The organism is Paenibacillus rhizosphaerae (assembly GCF_014192015.1).
GTDB lineage: Bacteria > Bacillota > Bacilli > Paenibacillales > Paenibacillaceae > Paenibacillus_AQ > Paenibacillus_AQ rhizosphaerae.
The window spans coordinates 77,262-100,615 of record NZ_JACHXJ010000004.1; the positions used below are offsets into that span (position 1 = coordinate 77,262).

Annotated in this window: 24 protein-coding genes and 1 pseudogene; 18 read left to right on the forward strand and 7 right to left on the reverse strand. The window is 53.9% G+C overall.

Annotated elements, in window-relative coordinates:
- Window positions 1-33: 33 nt before the first annotated feature.
- Both FHS19_RS22535 and FHS19_RS22540 read right to left on the reverse strand, forming a co-directional pair.
- Entirely contained in the window at window positions 34-1,179 is a 1,146-nt protein-coding gene (locus FHS19_RS22535) for a cysteine desulfurase family protein (protein WP_183584074.1), read from the reverse strand.
- On the reverse strand, window positions 1,152-1,817 hold the full coding sequence (locus FHS19_RS22540) for an ArsR/SmtB family transcription factor (RefSeq protein WP_183584075.1): 666 nt from the start codon (window positions 1,815-1,817) through the stop codon (window positions 1,152-1,154). Before FHS19_RS22540 ends, FHS19_RS22535 begins: the two co-directional genes overlap by 28 nt.
- Before the next feature lie 352 nt (window positions 1,818-2,169).
- On the opposite strand from FHS19_RS22540, the gene FHS19_RS22545 reads away from it, so the two are divergent.
- Together FHS19_RS22545 and FHS19_RS22550 are read left to right on the forward strand one after the other, a co-directional pair.
- Window positions 2,170-3,621: an amino acid ABC transporter substrate-binding protein/permease gene (locus FHS19_RS22545; protein WP_183584076.1), complete on the forward strand. Its 1,452-nt coding sequence runs from the start codon at window positions 2,170-2,172 to the stop codon at window positions 3,619-3,621.
- Complete coding sequence (locus tag FHS19_RS22550; protein ID WP_183584077.1) at window positions 3,614-4,342, forward strand: amino acid ABC transporter ATP-binding protein; 729 nt, start codon at window positions 3,614-3,616, stop codon at window positions 4,340-4,342. The genes FHS19_RS22545 and FHS19_RS22550 overlap by 8 nt, the downstream gene beginning before the upstream one ends.
- Before the next feature lie 40 nt (window positions 4,343-4,382).
- Here the strand turns inward: FHS19_RS22550 and FHS19_RS22555 are convergent, their stop codons facing one another.
- Window positions 4,383-4,715, reverse strand: a complete 333-nt coding sequence (locus tag FHS19_RS22555) for a hypothetical protein (RefSeq protein WP_183584078.1) — start codon at window positions 4,713-4,715, stop codon at window positions 4,383-4,385.
- 249 nt (window positions 4,716-4,964) lie between these two features.
- Here FHS19_RS22555 and FHS19_RS22560 point away from each other — a divergent pair, with 249 nt between their 5' ends.
- From FHS19_RS22560 to vanT, 5 genes are all read left to right on the forward strand, one after another.
- Window positions 4,965-5,303: a PadR family transcriptional regulator gene (locus FHS19_RS22560; RefSeq protein ID WP_183584079.1), complete on the forward strand. Its 339-nt coding sequence runs from the start codon at window positions 4,965-4,967 to the stop codon at window positions 5,301-5,303.
- On the forward strand, window positions 5,290-5,904 hold the full coding sequence (locus FHS19_RS22565) for a DUF2812 domain-containing protein (RefSeq protein ID WP_183584080.1): 615 nt from the start codon (window positions 5,290-5,292) through the stop codon (window positions 5,902-5,904). Before FHS19_RS22560 ends, FHS19_RS22565 begins: the two co-directional genes overlap by 14 nt.
- 254 nt (window positions 5,905-6,158) lie before the next feature.
- Entirely contained in the window at window positions 6,159-7,220 is a 1,062-nt protein-coding gene (gene vanG, locus FHS19_RS22570) for a D-alanine--D-serine ligase VanG (RefSeq protein WP_183584081.1), read from the forward strand.
- Complete coding sequence (locus FHS19_RS22575; protein ID WP_246426771.1) at window positions 7,217-8,041, forward strand: D-alanyl-D-alanine carboxypeptidase family protein; 825 nt, start codon at window positions 7,217-7,219, stop codon at window positions 8,039-8,041. Before vanG ends, FHS19_RS22575 begins: the two co-directional genes overlap by 4 nt.
- On the forward strand, window positions 8,038-9,249 hold the full coding sequence (vanT, locus tag FHS19_RS22580) for a serine racemase VanT catalytic subunit (protein WP_221224072.1): 1,212 nt from the start codon (window positions 8,038-8,040) through the stop codon (window positions 9,247-9,249). Before FHS19_RS22575 ends, vanT begins: the two co-directional genes overlap by 4 nt.
- Before the next feature lie 54 nt (window positions 9,250-9,303).
- Here vanT and FHS19_RS22585 read toward each other — a convergent pair whose 3' ends face one another.
- Both FHS19_RS22585 and FHS19_RS35365 read right to left on the reverse strand, forming a co-directional pair.
- Complete coding sequence (locus tag FHS19_RS22585; RefSeq protein ID WP_183584082.1) at window positions 9,304-9,678, reverse strand: hypothetical protein; 375 nt, start codon at window positions 9,676-9,678, stop codon at window positions 9,304-9,306.
- 157 nt (window positions 9,679-9,835) lie between these two features.
- Window positions 9,836-9,997: pseudogene (locus FHS19_RS35365) on the reverse strand (S-layer homology domain-containing protein); the annotation flags it as partial.
- A 406-nt stretch (window positions 9,998-10,403) separates the two neighbouring features.
- On the opposite strand from FHS19_RS35365, the gene FHS19_RS22595 reads away from it, so the two are divergent.
- Complete coding sequence (locus FHS19_RS22595; RefSeq protein ID WP_183584083.1) at window positions 10,404-11,795, forward strand: MATE family efflux transporter; 1,392 nt, start codon at window positions 10,404-10,406, stop codon at window positions 11,793-11,795.
- A gap of 69 nt (window positions 11,796-11,864) precedes the next feature.
- Here the strand turns inward: FHS19_RS22595 and FHS19_RS22600 are convergent, their stop codons facing one another.
- Window positions 11,865-12,629, reverse strand: coding sequence for a DeoR/GlpR family DNA-binding transcription regulator (locus tag FHS19_RS22600; protein WP_183584084.1), 765 nt, complete (start codon window positions 12,627-12,629; stop codon window positions 11,865-11,867).
- A gap of 306 nt (window positions 12,630-12,935) precedes the next feature.
- Between FHS19_RS22600 and FHS19_RS22605 the strand changes: the two genes are divergently transcribed.
- The 10 genes from FHS19_RS22605 (at window position 12,936) to FHS19_RS22650 (ending at window position 21,860) form a co-directional block, all read left to right on the forward strand.
- Window positions 12,936-13,685, forward strand: a complete 750-nt coding sequence (locus FHS19_RS22605; RefSeq protein WP_183584552.1) for an ABC transporter ATP-binding protein — start codon at window positions 12,936-12,938, stop codon at window positions 13,683-13,685.
- Complete coding sequence (locus FHS19_RS22610; RefSeq protein ID WP_183584085.1) at window positions 13,678-15,297, forward strand: ABC transporter permease; 1,620 nt, start codon at window positions 13,678-13,680, stop codon at window positions 15,295-15,297. The genes FHS19_RS22605 and FHS19_RS22610 overlap by 8 nt, the downstream gene beginning before the upstream one ends.
- A gap of 242 nt (window positions 15,298-15,539) precedes the next feature.
- Window positions 15,540-16,538, forward strand: a complete 999-nt coding sequence (locus FHS19_RS22615; RefSeq protein ID WP_183584086.1) for an extracellular solute-binding protein — start codon at window positions 15,540-15,542, stop codon at window positions 16,536-16,538.
- A 53-nt stretch (window positions 16,539-16,591) separates the two neighbouring features.
- Complete coding sequence (gene phnW, locus FHS19_RS22620) at window positions 16,592-17,686, forward strand: 2-aminoethylphosphonate--pyruvate transaminase (protein WP_183584087.1); 1,095 nt, start codon at window positions 16,592-16,594, stop codon at window positions 17,684-17,686.
- Window positions 17,683-18,528, forward strand: a complete 846-nt coding sequence (gene phnX, locus FHS19_RS22625; protein ID WP_183584088.1) for a phosphonoacetaldehyde hydrolase — start codon at window positions 17,683-17,685, stop codon at window positions 18,526-18,528. Before phnW ends, phnX begins: the two co-directional genes overlap by 4 nt.
- 127 nt (window positions 18,529-18,655) lie before the next feature.
- On the forward strand, window positions 18,656-18,934 hold the full coding sequence (locus FHS19_RS22630) for an ArsR/SmtB family transcription factor (RefSeq protein WP_183584089.1): 279 nt from the start codon (window positions 18,656-18,658) through the stop codon (window positions 18,932-18,934).
- Between the two features lie 63 nt (window positions 18,935-18,997).
- Complete coding sequence (gene glxB, locus FHS19_RS22635; protein WP_183584090.1) at window positions 18,998-19,381, forward strand: methylglyoxalase; 384 nt, start codon at window positions 18,998-19,000, stop codon at window positions 19,379-19,381.
- A 190-nt stretch (window positions 19,382-19,571) separates the two neighbouring features.
- Window positions 19,572-20,168, forward strand: coding sequence for a LysE family translocator (locus tag FHS19_RS22640; protein ID WP_183584091.1), 597 nt, complete (start codon window positions 19,572-19,574; stop codon window positions 20,166-20,168).
- A 7-nt stretch (window positions 20,169-20,175) separates the two neighbouring features.
- Window positions 20,176-20,961, forward strand: a complete 786-nt coding sequence (locus FHS19_RS22645; protein WP_183584092.1) for an AraC family transcriptional regulator — start codon at window positions 20,176-20,178, stop codon at window positions 20,959-20,961.
- Window positions 20,962-21,266: 305 nt separating this feature from the next.
- Window positions 21,267-21,860: a YdhK family protein gene (locus tag FHS19_RS22650; protein WP_183584553.1), complete on the forward strand. Its 594-nt coding sequence runs from the start codon at window positions 21,267-21,269 to the stop codon at window positions 21,858-21,860.
- A gap of 216 nt (window positions 21,861-22,076) precedes the next feature.
- On the opposite strand, the gene FHS19_RS22655 is transcribed toward FHS19_RS22650, so the two are convergent.
- A complete protein-coding gene (locus tag FHS19_RS22655) occupies window positions 22,077-23,150 on the reverse strand; it encodes an LCP family protein (RefSeq protein ID WP_183584093.1) in 1,074 nt (357 codons plus the stop codon).
- Window positions 23,151-23,354: the final 204 nt, after the last annotated feature.

A 23,354-nucleotide genomic window follows, 5' to 3' on the forward strand; every position in this document is an offset into this window, starting at 1 on the left:
AACGAACCGATTGAAATATGATTGACAGCTCCCTCACTGCAGACGGTCCTGGAATAAAGCAATGACGGTCTCCACTTCTTCTGCGGTGGTGTAACGGCCCAGGCTGAACCGGATCGCTCCCAGTCCTTCGTAATCGCTAAGGCCCATAGCCCGCAGCACCGGAGAAAGGGTTGTGCTTCCGGAGTGGCAGGCGGACCCGGTGGAAGCGGCGATCTCGGGACAACGGCTCAAAATCTCCTGCCCGCTCAGCCCGAGGAAGCTTACGTTTAGCGTGTTGGGCAGATGGTTGTCGGGATCACCATTAAAGCGGACCCGGTTTCCAAAGGCAGCCTTGAGCCCCTCTTTTAATGCCTTGCGGAGGTTTCGGATTTCCCGGGAATCGGTCTTCTGCGCTGCCAGTGCTGCGGCTTTGCCTAATCCGACGATATAAGGCACATTTTCCGTTCCTGCCCTCCGTCCGGATTCATGGTCGGCTCCATGTACAAAAGGGGCAATAGCCGTGCCTTCACGCACGTAAAGTGCGCCGATGCCCTTGGGCGCGTACAGCTTATGGCCGGCGATGGATAACAAATCAACGCCTAAGACATCGACGTTCACTGGGATTTTGCCAAGAGACTGTGCAGCATCCGTATGCATCAGGATACCGTAGCGTTTGGCGATGCTGGTCGCCTCTTCAATAGGCTGAATCGTTCCGACCTCGCTGTTGGCGTGCATGACCGAAATGAGGATAGTATCCTCACGGATGGCACGCTCAATATCCGCCGGTGACACTCTGCCCCAGTGATCGACGGGAACGTAGGTCACTTCAGCGCCGAGTGTTTCGAGGAAAGCACAGGGATTGAGAATGGCCGGATGCTCGATGGTTGTCGTGATGATGTGGCGTCTGGGCTGGGTGGATGCAAAGTAAACCCCTTTTAAAGCGTGATTGTTGGCCTCGGTTCCGCCGCTGGTAAAAATCACTTCATTGGTGTTCGCCCCTATCGCTTCGGCAATCCGGCGTCTGGCTTGCTCGATCGTCTCTTGGAGTGAGGCTGACGCCCAATGCGACGAAGAAGGGTTGCCATAATGCTGCTCGAAAAACGGCAGCATTTCCTGGAGCACTTCCGGATCTAACGGGGTGCTGGCGTTATAGTCCAGATAAATGCGTTTCGTTACCTCTGTGTTTGATATTCCCGCCATTCGTAAACTCCTTCCTCCAACCGGAATGCTGTAAATCCCTCACGCTGCATTTTCTCCACCGCCTCGGCTGATGAAACGCAGTAAGGTCCACGGCAATACGCGGCAATTTGGGTTCCCTTGGGCAGACTTTGCAGATATTGATGAAGCTCTTCCATGGGAACGGATATCGCCCCTGGAATGTGTCCTGCCTCAAATTCATCGGCCGGGCGTACATCCAGCAACATCATGCTGCCTTCGTCCATTTTGCTCAGTACTTCATGTAATGACAGGGTCTGTACATCCTCACACCGACTCAGAAAGTCGTGTTTCATTCGGGTGATGTCGGCCAGCTGCATATCGCTCATTCGCCACAGAGCATTCAAAAAACCCTCAATATGAGGACCAGCCAAGGAGTAGATGACATACGTCCCCCGCTTGCTAAACTTCACCAGGCTGGCATCCAGTAAAATTTGGAGATGCCGCGATACGTTAGCTACGCTCATTTCTGTGGCCTCGGCCAACTTCTCAACGGACTTGGGTCCTTGGGATAATAAATGCATGAGTTCGAGCCGTTTATCGCTGGACAAGCATTTCCCGATTCGGGCAAACTGCCGGTACAAGTCGTCTTTGAAAGCACGAACGGGAAGATCGTGGTCCATATCTATCCACCGCCTTGCTATAATATTCAATTAATTGATTGAATTATAGTCGCGGTTATCTTTGACCGTCAAGGTAATAATGAGTTCAATGCTTGACTAGTTTTTACGAAAGTTCCCATGAAGGTTAGGCAAACCTGTCTTGAATGGGTAATGAATGATAGCTAACTTGCTTCCTTTATCCGCGGACTGTGTTAGTCTTAGTAATAAATTGCTAATTACCTGGTTGAAAATGTATTTTTAGGAATGATTGGTTTTTTGGTAAAATAGGATACCAGGTGGGAAAATACCTGCCGCCAGAAAGAGAAAGTATGAAGGGGACAACATTCGGCATTGACCGAGAAGGGGAGGACACATGAAATCATCCATAAAGGTATCATTATTGTCATTAGCGCTGCTGCTCCTCGTAGTGACCGGATGGTCCGGTTGGACGGGAAGCGCCGCAGCTGCGCCGGATTCCGGCAAAACCTATGTCATTGGTACCGACATTACGTTTGCTCCGTTTGAGTTTCAGGACGTCAGCGGCAAGTTTGTCGGGATCGACATGGATCTGATGGAGGCCATCGCCAAAGATCAGAATTTTAAATATGAGATCAAGCCGCTGGGCTTTAACGCAGCCGTCCAGGCGCTGGAGGCGAACCAGGTGGACGGTGTCATCGCAGGGATGAGCATTACCGACGAACGGAAGCAGAAATTCGACTTTTCCGAGTCCTATTTCGAATCCGGCGTGGTGATGGCCATCAGTGAAAGTAATAACAACGTTAAGACCTACGAGGATTTAAAAGGGAAAAAAGTAGCCGTAAAGACCGGTACAGAAGGCTACAGCTTCGCCGAATCCATCGCCTCGAAATACGGGTTTACCATCGTCCCGTTCGACGATTCCTCGCAAATGTACGACGATGTCAAAACTGGAAACTCCGTGGCCTGCTTTGACGATTACCCCGTGCTGGCTTATGGCGTGAACCAGAACAATGGACTCAAGATCGTAACCGAGAAGGAAGCAGGCGGCTCCTACGGCTTTGCGGTCAGCAAAGGCAAAAATCAGGAGCTGATGCAAAAGTTCAATACCGGTCTGACCAATCTCAAAGCCAGCGGGGAGTATGACCAGATTCTCGAGAAGTATCTCGGTGAAAATGCATCCGGACCCGCGAACCAAAGCCGCTGGGGACTGATTCAGGATTCGCTGCCACCGCTGCTGACGGGACTGGGCAAGACGCTGCTGTACACGATCGTATCGCTGTTCTTCGCCTTTATCCTGGGGTTGATCTTCGGCTTTATGAAGGTGGGACGCAATAAGTTCCTCCGCGGCTTGGCGACGGTATTTGTCGATGTTTTCCGCGGCATTCCGCTGATCGTCCTTGCCTTCTTTATTTACTTCGGTATTCCGCAGGCATTCGGCTTCACGATGCCGCTGTTCCTGGCGGCCATTCTGACGCTCACTCTGAATGCTGGTGCGTATGTAACGGAAATCATCCGGGGCGGCATACAGTCGATCGACCGCGGCCAAATGGAAGCGGCCCGTTCGCTCGGTTTACCGTACCGCAAGGCGATGATGAAGATCATCATCCCGCAGGCGATCCGCGTCATGATTCCGGCGTTTATCAACCAGCTGGTCATTACGCTGAAGGATACGTCGATTCTGTCGGCGATCGGTCTGGTCGAGCTGACCCAATCCGGTAAAATTATTATCGCCAGAACGTTCTCGTCATTTGATATTTGGCTGGTCGTAGCCATCATGTATTTGATCGTCATTACGATCTTAACGAAACTTTCGGGCTTCTTGGAAGGGAGGTTGCGTCGTGGGTAAAATCAGGGTTGAAGGATTAAAGAAGAGCTTCGGCGCTAACCAGGTGCTGAAGGGGATCGATATGCAGGTGAAGGAAGGCGAGGTCGTGTGCGTGATCGGCCCTTCCGGTTCCGGCAAAAGTACGTTTCTCCGCTGCATCAATCGGCTTGAGGACATCACTGCAGGCCGGGTCATCGTGGATGACCAGGATCTGAACGATTCAAAGACGGACATCAACAAGGCGCGTGAAAACATCGGCATGGTGTTCCAGCATTTTAACCTGTTTCCGCATTTCAACGTGCTGAAGAACATCATGTTCGCTCCGATGGAGCTGGGCAAGATGAACGCGAAGCAGGCGCGCGAAACGGCGATGCGTCTGCTGGAGCGGGTCGGACTCGCCGACAAGGCGGACGCGTTCCCGAGCCAGCTGTCGGGCGGGCAGAAGCAGCGGGTGGCGATCGCCCGCGCACTCGCGATGAATCCCGACGTCATGCTGTTCGACGAGCCGACGTCCGCGCTCGACCCCGAGATGGTCGGCGAGGTGCTCGGCGTCATGAAGGATCTGGCCCGCGAAGGCATGACGATGATAATCGTCACGCACGAGATGGGCTTCGCCCGCGAAGTGGCGGACCGGGTCGTCTTCATGGACGGCGGCTACATCGTTGAGGAGGGGCCGCCGGAGGAAGTGTTCGGCCGGCCGAAAAACGAGCGTATGATCAGCTTCCTGGAGAAGGTGCTGTAAGCAAGCCATAGCGTATGTGAGCTGAGTACGTGATGAACCGTTACCGGTGATCACAGCGGTTTGAATTGGATGAGAGCCTGGTCGGGCAGCGTTGGCTGCCTGGCCGGGCTTTTTTGCTCACGGCAGTGATTTTGGCCGCAGCGTGGATGCCTTCCTGGCCCATTTCGGAAGGCGCATTCGCGGACAATTCCGCGTCGATGGCCGTAACGCTGATGAATGTGGTGCTGTTGGTGCTGACCGGTGCATACGGGTGCCAACGCGTCCGGTGGTACCGCGCGCTGCTGGATTCGGTATTGGTGATTGCAGCGCAGTTCGCGGGTGCAGGCATCGCCACGCTTATTGGAAATGCGCCCGCCGGGCTGTTTGACTCCATCGTGGTGGAGGGGCTGCTTTTAGTGTGCATCAGCGCGGTCTTGTTTGTGATTTTTAGAGTGGTGCGGTGGATGATAAGGTAAGGCTGAATGGTGCGGAAGTAAAATAGGATTATTTTGAAAAACAAGGCCAAGCCCGCTACATGCGGGTTTTGGTCTTTTTGCTATTGCAATATACAGTGACACTGTATATAGTGTAAGTATACAGTTGAACGATATAAAGTGTGACTGAGCAAAAGGGAGGCACTTCATTGAGCAGAGATAAACATTTACCGCTGACCGAAACGGTATATTATATTTTGTTGGCGCTGCTGGAACCGGCGCATGGCTATTTGATTATGCAGAAGGTGGAGGTGCTCAGCGCGGGGCAGGTCCGGATGGCGGCCGGCACGCTGTACGGGGCGGTGGACAATCTGCTGAAGCAGAGATTTATTCAGCCAACCGCGAGCGAGGACAGCCGCCGAAAGGTGTATGTCATCACGGATCTGGGACGGGAAATATTGAGGCAGGATTACGAGCGGATGCGGCACATGATCGAAGTGACCGATTTGCAGTGGGGCAAGGAGGAGTTGCAGCATGAAAAAATATAAAATTTTTACGAATTTGGACCAGGAAGAACAGTGGCTGAACGACATGGCCCGGCAAGGCTATACGCTCGTCCGGAAATCCTTCGGCTATCAATTCGAGCGAAGCGCACCGGAAGAAGCCAATTACCGGATCGATTTCCGCACGTTTAAGAATCAGCGGGACTTCGAGGATTATGTCGCCCTGTTCGAGGACAGCGGTTGGACGCATGTCGCCGGTACGAAGGGGTCGGGGGCGCAGTATTTTAAGCAGAACGGTAACCAGGGGAATGAAGATATTTTCTCCGATACCGACTCCAAGGCGGCCCGGTATAAGCGGATTTCCGACATGTGGATGACGCTTTGCTGCTGCTTTATCCCGATTTTCGCGGCGCTGATTTCGACCGATGCCATTGACGCGTCCGTCATTCTGAAGCCCCAATCGCTGTATTACACGCCGGGATTGTGGGAGATGAACGGTCCAAAATTTTGGCAGGCATTCTTGTTCGAGACGCCGTTCGCGCTGTTCCGCGGGATGATCTGGGCGGTCATCCCGGTCATGATCATCGTCTACTCGGTTTTCGCCTACAAAGCCAAAAAGGAATACGACAAATCCCAGCGGCAGTAATCATGTCGATTGGGAGCCAATAGGGGGATGCTGCGCTTGCAGCCGTCGTCCCTTTTTTTAGTGAATGGCAGCCAGGTTGGCAACATCGGTTTACGGCTTGGCGGAGTGCCAGGGCCTCTTTAATCTTTCTTTAGGTTTCCTTTAATATTAATTTCTGTTTGCTTAACATCCTCTCCCTATAATCAAAAGCATCTTAGGTTCACGCTCAGGCGCTCACGCGGAGCGGGCACCGGACCGGAAATGGGGAGAAAGAGATGCAGAAAAAAACGATCGCCGTGCTGTTCGGCGGCTGCTCAACAGAATACGAAGTATCGCTGCAATCGGCGGCTTCCGTCATAGATTCTTTGGACAAGGCCAAATATGAGCTGGTGCTCATCGGCATTACCCGGGAGGGAGCCTGGCTGAGGTATCATGGAGATCCGGAGGGAATCCGCGGGGACCGCTGGCATCAGCATCCCGGGTGCATCCCGGCATTTCTGCCGCCAAGCAGGGAAATAGGCGGAATCGTGGAGTTGGTTGGGACGGAATACCGGATGACGCAAGTGGACGTCGTCTTCCCGGTTCTTCACGGCAAAAATGGGGAAGACGGCACGCTGCAAGGGCTGCTGGAGCTGTCGGGTATTCCTTTTGTCGGCTGCGGCACGCTGTCCTCTGCCCTTTGTATGGACAAGGAGGTCGCCGGCAAGCTGGTCAAGGCGGCCGGTGTGAATGTGGCGGATTCGGTGACGGTCCACGCAGGAGACGACTTGTATGCGGCGGCTAAATCGGCTGAGACGCTCGGCTATCCCGTCTACGTTAAACCGGCCAAGTCCGGTTCCTCCTTCGGTATCACGAAGGCGTACGACAGACTGGCGCTGATGGACGGCATCCGTGAGGCGCTGCAGCATGACGACAAGGTGGTGGTCGAGCAGAACATTGCCGGTTTTGAGGTGGGCTGCGCGGTCCTGGGTCATCGGGAACCGTTTATTGGGGAAATCGATGAGATCGAGCTGCAGGGCGAGTTTTTTGACTATACGGAAAAATATCAGCTGATTTCTTCGACGATCCACCTGCCTGCACGGGTTTCGGAGGAAACGGCGAAACGGGTCAAAGAAACTGCGCGCCGCATCTACCGGACGCTCGGCTGCCGCGGCTTGGCCCGGGTGGACATGTTTATAACCGAAGGGGACCGGATCGTATTCAATGAAGTGAACACGATGCCGGGCTTCACGGCGGCGAGCCGTTATCCGAACATGATGCGGGCCAGCCACCTGCCGTATCCGGACCTGATGGACCGGCTGATCCAGCTGGCCGAAGCGATGGAGGTGGTCCGATGATCGGGGTTGTAGGCACAGAAGGCCGCGTGATTCATATCCAGCCGGGCATGGTGTACCGGGGACACCTGACCCTCATTAACAGCGAGCACCCGCTTCGCCAGGCGCCTTATTCCAAGAGCCTCGCGCCTGTGGAATCACTCGCTCATGCCAGCACTCATGAACGGGTGATGCGTCTGGAGCGCAAGTGCCTGGAGCAGCTTGAGGCGCTGCTGGATGCCTGCGGGGGCCGAAGCAGCATCGGAGTAGTCAGCGGCTACCGAACCGCTATGGAGCAGCAGCGCATCTATGACCGATCGCTGGTGGAGAACGGAGAGATTTTTACAGCGAGCTACGTGGCTCGTCCCGGAGAAAGCGAACACCAGACCGGGCTGGCGGCCGATGTAGGCGATAAGCATACGGGGGTCGACTATTTATGCCCGTCGTTTCCGCAGGGCGGCGTTTATGCCTCCTTCCGAGAGCTTGCAGCGGAGCATGGCTTCATCCAGCGTTACAAGCAGGGCAAAGAGCATCTCACGCACATTGCCTGCGAGCCTTGGCATTTTCGCTATGTGGGCGTGCCGCATGCCATCCTTATGGAGCAGTATGGGATGTGCCTGGAGGAATACACAGACTACTTGAAGCAGTTTACCTTGAAGGGTCCTCATCTGTTCAAGAAGGTAAAGGAACATCTCGTGGAAATATACTTTGTCCCTGTGCATGAAGATGAGCAGGTGCTGACGATTAAGGTCCGCCCTGAGACGAGGGTGGAGTGCTCGGGGAACAATGTGGACGGCTGCATCATCACCATCTTCCATGATTTGCGGAAGGGGCTGGTGGGTTGAGGGCGCATCGTCTTCGGGCAGAGACGTTCCCTGTGAGATGGGAATACTCGCTTACTTCTCCAAGCGAAAAGAGAGAGGCCCGGCCTACCTTATCCCACCGGGCGTGGGCGGAAATCCAACTGGAGCACTTGCGGCATAACGCCGTGGAACTTCAGCGGATTCTCCCGTCCGGGTGCCGCCTGATGGCGGTGGTCAAAGCCAATGCGTACGGACACGGCATTGTAGGAATCGCGCGGTATCTGAACCGTTCGGGGATTCACTGCTTCGCCGTGGCGGAAATCGGGGAAGGGATCCTTTTGCGGGAACAGGGCATCCAGGGAGAAATTCTAATCCTTGGCTACACCGATCCAGAGAGGGCCGCTGATTTGGCCAGGTACCATCTGACGCAGACGATGGTAAGTTTGGAATACGGGCAGGCCTTGGAAGCGCGCGGTATCGACCTGGAGGTTCATGTCAAAATCGATACCGGCATGAACCGGCTCGGGGTACCCCACCAAGATACGGAGTCGATTCTGCGGTGCTTTGACTTTGTTAATCTTCGGGTGACGGGCATATTCAGTCATTTGTCCATGTCAGACGGACTTGGGCCGGAGGAGACCGAATTTACGCGCCGGCAGATCGCCCACTTTGATGGTGTGATCGCGCAAATCAAGGAAGCGGGCATCGATCCAGGCCTTGTGCATCTGCAGAGCAGCTACGGCATGCTGAATTACCCGGAGCTGCGCTATGACAGGGCCCGTCCGGGGATCGCGCTGTACGGCCTGCTCAGCCAGGAGGGCGACGCTGTGCGGTGCCAGGCCGAATTGCGGCCTGTGTTGGCGCTCAAGGCGACCGTGACGCAGGTGAAGGAGGTGCAGGCCGGCCAGCCGGTCGGCTACGGACGCCGCTTCGTACCTGAACGCGATATTCGGATCGCCACGGTATCCATCGGCTATGCCGACGGTGTTCCGAGGATGCTGTCGGACGTGGGCGGACAAGTCCTGATCCGCGGGCAGCGGGCCCGCATCATCGGCAGCATCTGCATGGATCAGCTAACCGTCGACGTTACCGGCATCGACGGCGTACGGCAGGGTGACACCGTGACGCTGATCGGCCAGGATGGCGATGAGCGGATCACCGCCGGCGAGATCGCCGCGTGCTGCGGAACGGTTACCAACGAAATCGTCAGCCGGATTGGCAGCCGGGTACAGCGCATATATGTTGAGTAGCCGCTGGGTACAGCGGCTTTTTTTGCGCTTATGGCTATGGTTGGGGTTACCCCGTTACTTCGCTGTATTACGGCGCTTGAACTCTTTTATGATGTAGTTTTTTACGGAGACGATCAGCGTTTCCGGGATGAGGACGAAACCCACAAATAGCAGCATAATGAACGGAAGAGAAGCTGTGAAAATAGCGAAGGTTTGTTCTTCCTTCGGCTCCATGATGACCAACCACAGGGGAATAGCAACAACCCAGGTTAATAGGTTGGAAATCAGCAGATAGGTCAGATTTTCCCACAGTAAGCTAAATAGAATCAAAACAGCAATAGGGATCGTCCACGAATCCAGCGGCTGATCCAGACTCAAAAAGCAGAAGAAGGCCATGGGATAGATCAGTGTAAGAACGATTTGGCTGGCTTTAGGTCGCCTTCGTTTCATTGGGCTTCCCTTCCTTTCCTGTGTGATATATACAAAAAACCACCGCCTTGTGAACGAACCTCCAACGGTTAGCGGATGCCTAACAACGAGGGGACAGTTCAATGCAAGCGGTGGTTCTTTACTTGTGAGGCCGTTTTAAAGCGTTGTTGTACCCGGTCTAGGATTGCTGATCGTCCATCAGGCGAACCAGCAGGACGATGGCCTCGGCACGGGATGTCCGGGCTGCGGCCGCAAAAATCCGGCCGTTACGGCCCACGGTCAGGCTGCCCTCCTCTAGTGCGGCCGCTACGGGCTTCGCCCAAGCGGGGATCAGGGCGTCGTCGTTAAACGAGGTGCGCCCAGCGGACCATTCATTTCAGAACTCCATTGTATTCGCTGCTGATTCGTAAATCCCTCTTAATCGGCCCGGAATAAGCTATATTTTCATGCCTTGAAAAAAACACAGAAATTAACCGTTGACAGGGACCACCCCCGGTGATAACCTCAACCAGAGGAAAAAAGCCAACCTGCTATACGATATGTATGATTGATTCACACGGCAGACCTTTGAGGAGCTGTTTTTTCAAGATTACGTCGATAGACGTTTTGCATATGACGTTAGTCCTTTGTGGACCCATAGATCCGCATACCTGGCAAGCCGACTCTTCTATCCGAAGGGTTTTTTCATTTTATAAAAACGTGGGCATGCTGCCAGATGCCTAATCCGACAAAAAGAAAGTGATCCCTTGTATCAGCTAAAGTTTAAGGCGAACACCGAGCGCCTGCTAGACAAACATCTTACCGGTGAATCGATCGATTACCGGCAGATTATTTCCCTGTTCATTCCGATTCTGATCGACCAGGCGTTTATTATTTCGCTGAACATGGTCAACGCCGCCATGATCAGTTCGGCCGGGGTCGCTGCCATCAGTGCCGTCAATATGGTCGACTCGCTCAATATTTTTCTGGTCAGCGTCTTTATAGCCATGTCGACGGGCGGAACGGTCGTCGTCGCGCAGTATAAGGGCAGCGGCAACGACCTGATGGTTTCCAAAGCAGCGTCAAGCACCATCTCTGCCTGCGCGATCCTGGCGCTTGCCCTCAGCTTAATCCTGGTCTTGTTCCACCAACCACTGCTAAGCGTGCTATTTGGGGCGGCCTCGCCGGAAGTCATGGACAATGCCAAAGTATATCTGCTCGGAGGCGGCGTGTCTTTTGTAGGGATCGCCATTACTGAAGCGGTGTGCGGCGCGCTGCGGGGGATTGGCAAATCAAGGGCATCGCTCATGCTGTCCTTGTTCATGAACCTGACCTACGTCGTGCTGAATTTGGTATTTATCAACCTGCTGCACATGGGCGTGCTCGGCATGACGATCGCGATCAACATCGCCCGGTACCTGGCGGCCGCCTGCGCGCTGTACTTCCTGGTCAAAAGGGACACGGATCTGCATTTCCAGCTCCGGTCGATCATTCAGGTGAACCTGAAGATGCTCCGCAAAATCTTTTCCATCGGCATACCGTTTGCAGCGGAGCAGATGTTCTTTAACGGCGGTAAAATGCTGACCCAGATCTTCATCGTCGGTCTCGGCACCTATGCCATCGCTACCAATGCGATCAGCGGGTCGCTGGCAGGCGTCTCCCAAATTCCGGCGAACGCTCTCTCGCTCACGCTGGTGACAGTGGTAGGACAGTGTATTGGACGGCGAAATGTGGAGGACGCGCGCAAGTTCACCAAGACGTTCCTGTGGCTGGCGTCCTTCTCCTTCGTGCTGACGGGTGTGATCATGATGGCGTTGTTCCATCCGCTGGTCAGCCTGTTCCATCCGCCGAAGGAGATCGTCGGGGACATCTTCACGGTCCTGCTCATCAACCTGATCGCGCAAGTGCCGCTGTGGGCCATCAGCTTCATTATGCCGTCGGCGCTGCGGGCTGCCGGGGACTCCAAGTTCACCTCGATGGTCTCCATGCTGTCGATGTGGCTGTTCCGGGTCATCCTGGGCTATGTGCTCGGCATTGTGCTGCATTGGGGAATCGTCGGCGTCTGGCTGGCGATGAACTGCGAGTGGGGCGTGCGCGGCACCGTCTTCCTGCTGCGTTTTCTGGGCAAGAAGTGGTATCAGCACCGCTTGATCGATTGAATTTTAAAAAGGACTTTCCCCGGCTTGTCAGCCGATCAGGGAAAGTCCTTTTGCGTTATCGTTGCTCCGCTATTCATCCGCAATAATAAGCTTCGTTTGCGTCTTTTTAAATTTGGCGGCATAGCTGCGGTCCACCAGGTTGTCTGTCACGATCGCATCGATTTTGTCCAGCGGCGCGATCGCAATGGTGACGTCCCGGCCGAATTTGCTGCTGTCGGCGGCGACGAACACTTCCCTGGACAGTTCGATCATTTTTTTGCGCGTGGTCGCTTCCTCCAGGTTATAATCGGAAATTCCTCGCTCGGTCGTAATGCCGCTGCAGCAAATAAACGCCTTCCGGACGTTCAGCTCATGAAAGTTGAAAATATACTCAAACGTCACGACCGACTGCTCATCCTTGCGGATTTTTCCCCCGATGATCATCAGCTCAATGTCGGTGTTCATCAGCTCGGTAATGACCGGGATGGAGTTGGTAATCACCGTCAGCTTCTTCTTGTCCTTGATGTATTTGGCTATATGATACGTCGTCGAGCCGCTGTCGATATAAACGCAGTCCCCGTCCTGTATGAATTCGCAGCATTTCCGGGCGATTCGCTCCTTCTCCTCCAGCCGGTCGATCATGCGCTCATCCATGGAAGGCTCACCATACTTGGGTTCGGCCAGCTTGATCCCGCCATAGATTTTGACGATTTTCCCCTGATTGGTCAGCACATTGATATCCCTGCGAAGTGTGTCTATAGAGATGCCCAGTTCTTCGGTCAACTCGTTGATTTTCAAAACCTTGCGGATTTTCAGAAGATCAATGATTTTCTTTTGTCGTTCTAATGGCAGCATATTTTTCACCTGTAATCTATGACTTGAACAACTTGGGCTAATCGCTGAATGTACCTCAAGTGTACCGACAGACGCCTTGAACATCAATAGAAAAACTGCAGAGTAGAAGCCCCTGGTTCCAAACATGATGCACGACTGATTTATTACTTACGCATAAATTAGCACGCATTTTCCCTGTTGTTTCGATTAGAGTTAGTCAGAATATATGAAAAACATATGCATAATTTACTTTTGTTTTACACAATGACCGATTTGGATTGACATTCGCTTCTTATACTTGGGTTGTGTTTATGGGAGGTGAGCCGTCTGCTCAAGCTGCAGCATATTCGTAAACAATTCGACGAAAAGATAGTTTTGGAAGACATCAGTCTCGAGATCGGAACGGGCGAAATCGTATCGCTCCTCGGTCCGAGCGGAAGCGGGAAGACGACCCTGCTCGGCATTATTCTCGGGTTAACCGGTATGGATCAAGGCAAGATCCTGTTTAACGGCACCGACATCAGCCGGGTGCCCATGAACAAGCGAGGTTTCAACATCGTGTTTCAGGATTATGCCCTGTTCCCGAATTTGAACGCTTACGACAATATCGTATACGGACTTCGCAACAAGAAGGGGATCAGCAAGGAGGAGGTTCAGGAGACCATTGATTTTCTGGAGCTCGGGCCCCATTTGAAAAAAAGAATCAGCGAGCTGTCCGGGGGGCAGAAGCAGCGGGTGGCCTTGGCCAGAACGCTGGTCACCAAGCCGAAAATCCTGCTGCTGGACGAGCCGCTCAGCGCCCTTGACGGGGTGATCAAGGAATCGATCAAGCAGCGGATTCAATCGATCGCGCGGGAGTTCAAGCTGACGACGATCATTGTGACCCACGATCCGGAAGAGGCGCTGACCCTATCGGACAAAATCCTGATCATCAACCAGGGCAAAATCGCCCAATACGGCACGCCGCAGGACATCATCCAGCAGCCGGCGGATGCTTTCGTGGAACAATTTATTATCCGGCAGCTGAAGATCAAACGGCAGAACATATACCAGCTTTTTGGTGCAGCTCATGCATAAAGTCAAGCTTGAAATGCGGGTGATTTTCATCCTGATCTTACTGCTGTTCGCCGTGTTTCTGTTCATCCCGCTGGTGGTGCTGCTGATTCGCTCTTTGGAAAACGACCAGGGCTTTACGCTCGCCAACTATACCGATGTGTGGAGCAACCGGGACCTGACCCGCTCCATTCTGAACAGTGTTAAAGTATCGGCGCTGACCGCACTCATCACGACGGTGCTTGGCTTTATTCTCGCTTATTGTATTCATTGTACCAACGTGTACCGGCCCATCAAGGGCGCAGTAAGAATTCTGGTCGCGCTCCCGATGCTCCTGCCCACGATTACCTACGGGTTCGCGATCATGTACTCCTTCGGCAACCAGGGGTTAATCACCCGGATCACGGGACGGAACTGGTTTGAAATTTACGGATTCAACGGATTGCTGCTCGGCTATGTCATTTACACCCTGCCGCCGGCCTTTCTGCTGATCCACAATGCGTTCCGCTATGTGGACCGGAAGTTCATCATCGTCTCCAGGCTGATGGGGGACGGCACGCTGCGCAGCTTCAAAAACACGGTGCTGCGTCCGTTGGCGGGAGCGTTGGGCGGCGCGTTGATCCTGTCGTTTATTTTGAGCTTTACCGATTTCGGGATTCCGGCGTCGGTCGGCGGCACCTACGAGGTCGTGGCAGGACAGCTGTACCAGGTGATGCTCGGCTCCATCCCGGATTTTAACCAGGGGGCGGTCGTTGCGATCGTCATGCTGATCCCGGCGGTGTTCGGCATCTGGCTGCTGCAGGCGCTGGAGAAGCTCAATTTCCACGTTGACAAAATGGCCGATACGCCGCTGCCCAAGCACCCCGTACGGGATACGGGCTTCGGGGTCCTCTCCCTGGTGGTCGTGCTTGGCATGCTCTCTATCTTTGCGGTCATGTTTATCGCACCGTGGATGAACGGATATCCGTACGATCTAACGTTTACCTTCAAGCATGTGACGAGCGTGCTGGAATCCGGAGATCTCACAGGGGTGTACAAGCATTCGCTGTGGGTCGCGCTGCTGACATCCGTCTTTGGCACCCTGGCTGCTTATTCGGCCGCGCTGCTCAATGTGCGCACGAACCTGCGATGGCGGGGAGTTACGGATACCATCTCGATGATCACCAACACGGTGCCGGGCATGGTGCTGGGAATTTCGTACCTGCTGTTTCTGAACGGGAGCAGTCTGAAGGGGACGTTTACGATTCTGGTGCTGTGCAACATTATTCATTTGTTTACGACGCCATACCTGATGGCCAAAAACGCCCTTTCGCGGATGAACCCATCCTGGGAAACGACCGGGGAACTGCTCGGGGACAGCTGGCTGCGGACCGTCTGGCGGGTGGTGCTGCCGAATTCGGCCGCTACGGTGGTCGAGATGTTCGGATACTTCTTCGTCAACGCGATGGTGACGATCAGCGGCATCATCTTTCTGGTGTCGGCCCAGACGTCGGTGGTGGCGAGCAAAATCAAGGAACTGCAGCATTTTGCCAAGTTTAATGAGATTTTCGTGCTGTCCATGCTGATCTTCGCAACCAACCTGATGATCAAGGTGCTGTGCGAAATATTGCAGAGAAGGAGGGCGGTGCAGCGGTGAGCCCGGGATTAGCTCGCCACAAGGGAGACTGCGCCTTCGGGTAATGACACGATCTGAATTGGTTTTCATATCATTTTCTCATTCGCCAAGCTCAGCGGAGGGGACGAAATCGGTTTGGAGAAGCGCAGCGTTTGCCAATAGCGATCGGAAAATCGATATTGACCCGGAACGGCCTCGGAAAGCACGAAAGCAGACAGTAAGCCGGCATTACCATCATTTATCTGAAGTGAGGGAATTAACCCATGTCCAAGTCCAAAACGTTCAAAGGCCTTCTGCTCACCCTGCTCGCCATCAGCCTCGTATTCGCCCTGGTCGGATGCAGCAGCAGTAAAGCGGAGGAATCCAAGAAGGTCGTCATCTACACCAACGGCGATGAAGAAGCGGTGGCCGCCATGAAGACCGCGCTGAAAAATGCCGGCTACGACGGCAAATACGTGCTGCAGTCGCTCGGCACCTCCGAGCTCGGCGGGAAGCTGATGGCGGAGGGAAGCGATATCGAGGCTGATCTCATCACGATGAGCTCGTATTTTATCGACAGCTCGCAGAGCAAATACCACATGTACAAGGACCTGTCTTTTACCACTAACGTCATGGATTCCTATCCGTCCTACTATACGCCGATCCTGGCCAATACCGGATCGATCTTCGTGAATACCGAGGTACTGAAGCAAAAAGGATTGGAGAAGCCGGTATCGATCAAGGACCTGACGAAGCCGGAATACAAGGGCCTGGTATCGATCCCGAATATTATGGACTCCTCCACCGGCTGGCTGCTCGTGCAGGCCGTCATCACGCAGTACGGAGAAGCGGAAGGCAAGCAGGTGCTGCACGATCTGATCGCAAACGTCGGCCCGCATCTGGAGAGCTCGGGCTCCGGCCCGATCAAGAAAGTCGAAGCCGGCGAGGTTGCCGCAGGCTTCGGACTGCGCCACCAGGCGGTCAAAGCCAAGGCCTCGGGAGTGCCGATCGACTATGTCGACCCGTCGGAAGGCAACTTCTCGCTGACCGAATCGATCGCGGTGGTCGATAAGAAGAACGCCACGACCGATCTCGCCATGAAAATGGCGGAGACGATCATCAAGGATGCGCGCAAGGACCTGATCACGAACTATCCAGTCGCCCTCTACCAAGGCGAGACGGTGGAAGACGTCAACAAGCCAGCCCAATCGATGAAGTTCGCCAAGCCGCTGACGGTGGAGCTCCTCGAAGAGCACCAGAAGTTTTTTAACGATGCCAAATAACAGATGACGACGTCCAAGAATGAACCCAATACACGGCAGGGAGTGACTTACCCATGAACCAATACAAGCTGTTAACCCCGGGACCGCTGACCACGACCCGTACGGTGAAGGAGGAAATGTTTCTGGACCGCTGCACCTGGGACGATGACTATAAATCGATTACGCAGCGGATCCGATCCCAGCTGCTCGGCATTGCCGGCGCTGATCCCGCAGAATACACCGCCGTGCTGATGCAGGGCAGCGGCACGTTTGCGGTCGAATCGGTCATGACCACGGCCATTTCCGATCAGGACAAGGTGCTGATCATCACGAACGGCGCCTACGGTGAGCGGATCGTCCAGATGGCGCGGTATATCGGCTTGAACTATGCGGAATATCGGATCGACTATAACGAGCATCCCGACGAAACGGAGCTTCGCGGCTTGCTTGAAGCCGATCCTTCCATTACCCATATCGCGATGGTTCACTGCGAAACGACGACGGGCATATTGAATCCGCTCGAAACCGTAGCTGCGCTGTCCCAAGCGTATGGCAAAACGCTCATCATTGACGCCATGAGCAGTTTCGGCGGCATCGCGATCGATGTCCCGGGCTTCGGAATCGACTATTTGATCAGCAGCGCCAATAAATGCATTCAAGGCGTACCCGGTTTCGGATTTGTCATTGCCAGACTGGAGAAGCTGAAGGAGCTTCAAGGCACGGCGCGCAGCCTGTCTTTGGATCTCTACGACCAATGGAAGGGCATGGACAAGGACGGCAAATGGCGGTTTACCTCGCCCACCCATGTCGTGGCGGCCTTTGCCAAGGCGCTTGCCGAGCTGGCGGATGAGGGCGGCGTCCCGGCCCGGTTCGAACGCTACCGCCGGAATAACCGTCTGCTCCGCGACCGGCTGGCTGGCATCGGGCTGCACGCCTATATCGATGAGGCGAAGCAGTCGCCGATCATTACGACGTTTTTGTTCCCTGACGGGCATTTCAGCTTTGCCGACTTTTACGCCTACGTGAAGGAAAGGGGCTTTGTGATCTACCCCGGCAAGCTGACGAACTTCGATACGTTCCGCATCGGCAACATCGGGGAGATTTATGAGGAGGACATCAAGCAGTTGTGCAGTATAATCGAGGAATATATGGGAGGGATGAAGCGATGAACCGGATCGAGGGCGTAATTTTGGATTGGGCCGGAACGGCCGTGGACTTTGGCTGCTTTGCGCCGGTGAACGTATTTGTCGATATTTTCAGCCAGGCCGGTATTGAGGTCACGATGGAGGAAGCCAGGGGACCGATGGGCATGCTCAAGATCGACCACATCCGCGCTATGCTGTCGATGCCGAGGATTTCTGCCCTCTGGAAGAACAAGTACGGACGGGATTTCAGCGAAGAGGATGTGCATCGGCTGTACGCCGCGTTTGAGCCTGCGCTGATGGCCTCCCTTTCCGAATATACGGATCCGATACCCGGCGTGATCGAGGCGATGGAAGCACTGCGGGCGGGCGGACTGAAGATCGGCTCGACTACAGGGTATACGCGTTCTATGATGGACATCGTCACTCAGGGCGCACGGGACAAAGGGTACTTTCCCGACCATCTTGTCACACCGGACGAAACAGGATCTTACGGCAGACCGTATCCGTACATGATTTTCCGCAACATGGAGCATCTGAAGCTGTCCGCATCCTGGAAGGTCGTCAAGGCCGGCGATACGGCCTCCGATATCCAGGAAGGCGTGCAGGCCGGTGTATGGTCGGTCGGCGTCGTCATCGGCAGCTCGGAGATGGGCCTGAGCCAGGAGGAATACGACTGCTTGTCCGCGGATGAGCGGGACGAGGCGATAGAGCGCACGAGACGGGCGTTCCTGGCGAACGGGGCCGACTTTACGATCGATACGCTGGCCGGGCTGCCGGCACTCATCGGAACGATCAACCATATGCTGGACAAGGGCGAACGCCCGGGTCGAGAACAAGCACAGCGGCTGCAGACCGCAGAGCTTTAATGGCATACAGTGCAGCTGTCACCTAACCGCGCTTCGGCGCGGTTTTTTGTATTGACCTAGTTCATTCGCGCAACTTTTCAGTTGCTTATTCTTTACATGCAACCTTGAAGTTGCTTATAATGGATTTATGAACGGGGACAAAGACGCTATATTCAAAGCTCTTAGCGACTCGACTCGGCGGCTTATGTTAGACGAGCTATCCGATCGCAACGAGCTGACGTTGTATGAACTGACGGCACGCCTCATTATGAAGCATGAGCTCTCCATTTCGCGGCAGGCGATTGCCAAACATCTTGCTGCATTGGAAGAGGCGGGGCTCGTCAAGACAGAAAAAAAGGGGAAATATCGGGTCATTATATTCAACAACGAGCCGCTTAAACATTTGCTGGAAGGATGGGTAAAGTAATTTTATGGGACCAGATTGTAACAAGAGCACCAATACCATAACTTTCAAAGGAGGCAAAGAAGGATGAAAATCGTTGTGACCAGTATATTTGTATCAGACCAAGATCGGGCACTGAAGTTTTATTCGGAAAAGCTGGGGTTTGTAAAAAAGGAGGACGTGCCCGTCGGCGAATACAGGTGGATCACGCTTGTTTCTCCCGACGAGCAGAACGGTACCGAGCTCTTACTCGAACCGAATGACCATCCTGCCGCCAAAGAGTACCAATCGAAGATATTTGCTGATGGCATCCCGGCAACGATGTTTGGGGTGGAGGATATTGATACAGAGTACAAGCGGCTATTGGAAAACGGCGTGAAGTTTACAATGGAGCCGACCCAAATGGGCGATCTCACCATAGCCGTCTTCGACGATACATGCGGCAACCTTATTCAGATTGTGCAGAAGTGACTTCATGCCGGTTCTGATGGATTAACTACTTTGATGTTAACCCTGTCCTTTTGTAGGGATGGGGTTATATTTATTAAATAGGTTTTATCTTCTGGAGATCGGCTGAAGAAGCCCCTGCAATAATGTACTATCCGCTTACCGGCTCCGCACCCTATAATGCTAAAAAACGATGGTGTGAGGAGTATCCAACATGAACATTGCTTCTTTTCTGCTGTACTGTGTCATTGTTACCTTTACGCCGGGACCATCGAATATCGTGATTTTGGCGGCGGTCCGGCAGGAAGGCTTCAAGAAAGCGGCCAAATATATTGCCGGGGCTTCTATCGCTTACTCGTTGCTGGTGGCCGCTTCGGTCGTGGTGAACCGTGAGCTGGTTACGGGGATGCCCGTCGTCCTGACGGTGCTGCGGATCGCCGGAAGCCTGTTCATTCTGTACCTGGCTTACCAGATTTACCGCATGGATGTGTCCAAGGCGGCGGCCAAGCAGACGGCGTCCTTTATGTCGGGATTTTGGATGCAGTTTTTGAACCCGAAGGTGGTGCTGTTCACCATTACCGTCATTCCCATTTACGTCATGCCGTATTATTCATCAGGATGGGTCTTGGCCCTGTTTGTGGGATTGGTCTCGCTGATCGGCGTGGCCGCTTATTTTTCCTGGGGGCTGTTCGGCACACTGCTCAAGGGGATTCTGCAAAAATACCAAAAAATTTCGAATGCCGTTTTCGCCCTGCTTTTGGTATACTCGGCCATAATGGTATCCGGGATCACGGACATCGCGAGGGGGTGAGCGGAGGATGGAACGGTTCGAGTATAAGCAGGCAGCAGGCATTACCGCACTGTCGGCGAGCATTGCCGATTTTACGTACAAAAAGCACTGCCACGAAGAGTACGCGCTCGGCGTCACCCTCCGCGGCGTTCAGCAGTATGACCTGGAGGGGAGCCTGCAGTCCTCCCACTCCAGCGGCGTCATGCTGTTTCATCCCGAGCAGACGCATGACGGCTGGTCGCAGGACCGCACGGGCATCGATTATGTGATGCTTTATATTCACCCGGATCAGTTCCTGGAGGCCTTGGGAAAAAAAGAAGTGCTCCGCTTCTCTCAGCCCATCGTATACGATGAGGGGCTGCGGCGCAGCATTCTCGATCTGTCGGGTGCCGTCGCCGGCGGCCAATCCGAAGATGTATGCAGTGAGCTGCTGTTTCGGGTTGCGGGCCACTTTTCGCAGGACATCCTGCGGCCGATGGACATCAAGGCCCCGTCGTTCACCCGTAAAGCTAAAGAACGGATTCATGAGAACCTGGAGCATGTGCTTCGCCTGGACGAAATCAGCGGGGAGTTTGGAATGTCCAAATACCAGTTCATCCGGGCCTTCAAAGCCAACACCGGACTCTCACCCTACCAGTACTTCCTGAACTGCCGCTTGGAGCGGGCCCGGCAGCTGATCGAAAAGCACCGGGATATTTACCTGGCAGTGAGCAGCTGCGGTTTTGTGGATCTCGCCCATCTGAATCGCCACTACAAGCATGTGTACGGCACGACGGCATTCGAATATTTGTCTTACTTGGAGGGGAAGATCTGACCTCGTTATCTTCGCTTTTATAGGTTGGTTTTTGCGGCTCGTCATCCGAAGGGATGGCGGGCTTTTTTTGTGTTTGGAACACTGCGACCAACTCTATGGATGAAGATCCTGTCCGCCGGGCTGGCCCTCTCGTTAACATCTCCCTCATGGAACCGGATAGAACGGCTGCCTTATTCGCGCGGCGTTTTAAAAGGAAATGTTTCGGGCACAATGGATGTCATGAAATGTTCATGATTATAGTATAGGGTACTAGGGTATATTGAAAGAGGACAGTCATTCTGAAGACGAAGAGGAGTGCTGATATGATGAAAAATCAATGGCTTATGCTCATTGCCGCGGCCATGCTGCTGCTGGGAGGGTGCCAGAACAATGACACCGCGTCAGAACCGGCATCCGTGACTCCGTCGCAGCACGAGCACGCAGCGGACGATTCGGACATGAACATGGACCAGATGGACGAGATGCACCATTCCGGCTCCGGGGAAGTCCCCGAAGGGCTGAAAGAAGCGGCGAATCCGGCCTTCAAAGTGGGAAGCCAGGCGATCATCGAGGCCGGCCACATGAAAGGGATGAAGGGCGCCAAGGCTACCATCGTCGGTGCGTATGACACGACGGCTTATGCCGTCTCCTATACGCCGACGACCGGGGGGCCTAAGGTGACGAACCATAAGTGGGTGATCCACGAGGAGGTCCAGAACGCCGGTGCCGAGCCGTTCAAGCCCGGTGACGAGGTCGTTCTGGAGGCGGATCATATGCCTGGAATGAAGGGCGCCAAGGCCACCATCGATTCCGCTGAGAAAACGACGGTGTATATGGTGGATTACGAGCCAACGACGGGCGGCAATCCGGTCACAAACCATATGTGGGTTACGGGAAGCGAGCTGTCGGCTGCCCAATAATCGCTTGAAAACCCCAAACAACAAAGGGCCACGATCAAATGGCCCTTTGTTGATTTCCGGGAGACGCTCGTAGGAGGGCAGCTATACGGATCCGACCGCCCCTTTCAGTATTGGACAAGCGCCGAGTGTAAAAAAACACCCTCTAAGGGTGCTAAAGGTGCTCACGCGAGTATGAGTCGGGGATTCCAATCTTTACTTTCCGGGAAGGCGGATGAGTTACTCCCCTGAATACAGGCCGATGCGGTTCCCGAGTGTTGACAGCTTCTTCGGCTTTTGGTCCAGCTCGCCGGCCAAGGCGGTCAGTGCGTCTTTGAGCTGCTGCTCGTTCCAATACACGTAAGGGCTTTTCCACTGGCCTTCCACGGTCTGCATCTGGATCTGATCCGGTTTCATTTTTTTATAATTGAGGAGCCACCGCTCCATATTCTTGGCAGGAATGTCCGTTTGGACCTGCTCCCCGATAATGTCAAGTACCTGTCCCCATTGGCTGACGCCTTTAAATGAAGTAAGCTTGTCCAGGACCTGATTCAGCACCTGCTGCTGGCGGCGGTTCCGGTCGAAATCCGAAGACGGCGACGATCCGTCGTTGGACTTCCGGTACCGGACGAAGTCGAGCGCCTCCTTGCCGTCCAGATGCTGCATGCCCTTGCGCAAATTGATATCCGTGCCGTCTGCCGTATCCTTGTAGCGCATGTCCATGTCGACGTCGACATCCACGCCGCCGACGGCATCGATGATTTGACGGAATCCTTCAAAGTTGATCATCACCATATAATCGACCGGAAAATGGAACAAATCGCCGAAGAACTCCTTCGTGTCGGCCATGGCCGCCTTTTTGTCCTTGATATAGTAATGGGCGTAATAGTAGTTGGCTTTATGCGTCCCCAGCTGGGATTGGCTGATTTTTAGATCCCTGGGGATGGACAACAAGCTTGCCGATTTCTTTTCAGGATTCAGCGCACCCATAATCATTACATCGGTATTGATCGTCCCGCCGCTGCCTTCGCGGTTGTCAATTCCGGCGAGCAGAAAAGTCATCGGCTTCATGTCTGCCTCGGTTACGCTTTCAACCGGCGGCTCGCTGACAGTCTCTCTCGGTTCCTGCTGCTGGGACTGGGGTGCGTAATATTCGGCGGCAGCCGAAATTTTATGTAAGGTTGATATCGCTTTATGATGCAAAAATCCAAGGAATCCGCCTACTCCGATCAGCAGGAGCGCGATGACGGCCGTGATGCTGAGCATCCACTTGCGGAGCCGGCTCATTTTCTTCTTTGTGGAACGTGGTTGCATAACATCCTCCAATCCTGTTCTATCAAAAAAAGCACTATACATATGTATACTATAAATATTACAAGCGAGCAACTTTACATAGATTTCATTATACAATGTATAAAGTAGAACCTTTATCGAGCCCATGATGGATCCTGAGGTAGAATTTTAATAGAACTCCTTGACATTCACCGCATGCTGGAATAAGATGGATTCATAAATGAC

What these genes read in the sequence shown, in the direction of transcription:
- FHS19_RS22535 (WP_183584074.1), bottom strand. Translation starts at nt 1,179, where the DNA reads ATGGCGGGAATATCAAACACAGAGGTAACGAAACGCATTTATCTGGAC.
- FHS19_RS22540 (WP_183584075.1), bottom strand. Translation starts at nt 1,817, where the DNA reads ATGGACCACGATCTTCCCGTTCGTGCTTTCAAAGACGACTTGTACCGG.
- FHS19_RS22545 (WP_183584076.1), top strand. Translation starts at nt 2,170, where the DNA reads ATGAAATCATCCATAAAGGTATCATTATTGTCATTAGCGCTGCTGCTC.
- FHS19_RS22555 (WP_183584078.1), bottom strand. Translation starts at nt 4,715, where the DNA reads ATGGAGTCAAACAGCCCGGCGGGCGCATTTCCAATAAGCGTGGCGATG.
- FHS19_RS22565 (WP_183584080.1), top strand. Translation starts at nt 5,290, where the DNA reads ATGAAAAAATATAAAATTTTTACGAATTTGGACCAGGAAGAACAGTGG.
- vanG (WP_183584081.1), top strand. Translation starts at nt 6,159, where the DNA reads ATGCAGAAAAAAACGATCGCCGTGCTGTTCGGCGGCTGCTCAACAGAA.
- FHS19_RS22575 (WP_246426771.1), top strand. Translation starts at nt 7,217, where the DNA reads ATGATCGGGGTTGTAGGCACAGAAGGCCGCGTGATTCATATCCAGCCG.
- FHS19_RS22585 (WP_183584082.1), bottom strand. Translation starts at nt 9,678, where the DNA reads ATGAAACGAAGGCGACCTAAAGCCAGCCAAATCGTTCTTACACTGATC.
- FHS19_RS22600 (WP_183584084.1), bottom strand. Translation starts at nt 12,629, where the DNA reads ATGCTGCCATTAGAACGACAAAAGAAAATCATTGATCTTCTGAAAATC.
- FHS19_RS22610 (WP_183584085.1), top strand. Translation starts at nt 13,678, where the DNA reads ATGCATAAAGTCAAGCTTGAAATGCGGGTGATTTTCATCCTGATCTTA.
- FHS19_RS22615 (WP_183584086.1), top strand. Translation starts at nt 15,540, where the DNA reads ATGTCCAAGTCCAAAACGTTCAAAGGCCTTCTGCTCACCCTGCTCGCC.
- phnW (WP_183584087.1), top strand. Translation starts at nt 16,592, where the DNA reads ATGAACCAATACAAGCTGTTAACCCCGGGACCGCTGACCACGACCCGT.
- phnX (WP_183584088.1), top strand. Translation starts at nt 17,683, where the DNA reads ATGAACCGGATCGAGGGCGTAATTTTGGATTGGGCCGGAACGGCCGTG.
- FHS19_RS22630 (WP_183584089.1), top strand. Translation starts at nt 18,656, where the DNA reads ATGAACGGGGACAAAGACGCTATATTCAAAGCTCTTAGCGACTCGACT.
- glxB (WP_183584090.1), top strand. Translation starts at nt 18,998, where the DNA reads ATGAAAATCGTTGTGACCAGTATATTTGTATCAGACCAAGATCGGGCA.
- FHS19_RS22640 (WP_183584091.1), top strand. Translation starts at nt 19,572, where the DNA reads ATGAACATTGCTTCTTTTCTGCTGTACTGTGTCATTGTTACCTTTACG.
- FHS19_RS22645 (WP_183584092.1), top strand. Translation starts at nt 20,176, where the DNA reads ATGGAACGGTTCGAGTATAAGCAGGCAGCAGGCATTACCGCACTGTCG.
- FHS19_RS22650 (WP_183584553.1), top strand. Translation starts at nt 21,267, where the DNA reads ATGAAAAATCAATGGCTTATGCTCATTGCCGCGGCCATGCTGCTGCTG.
- FHS19_RS22655 (WP_183584093.1), bottom strand. Translation starts at nt 23,150, where the DNA reads ATGCAACCACGTTCCACAAAGAAGAAAATGAGCCGGCTCCGCAAGTGG.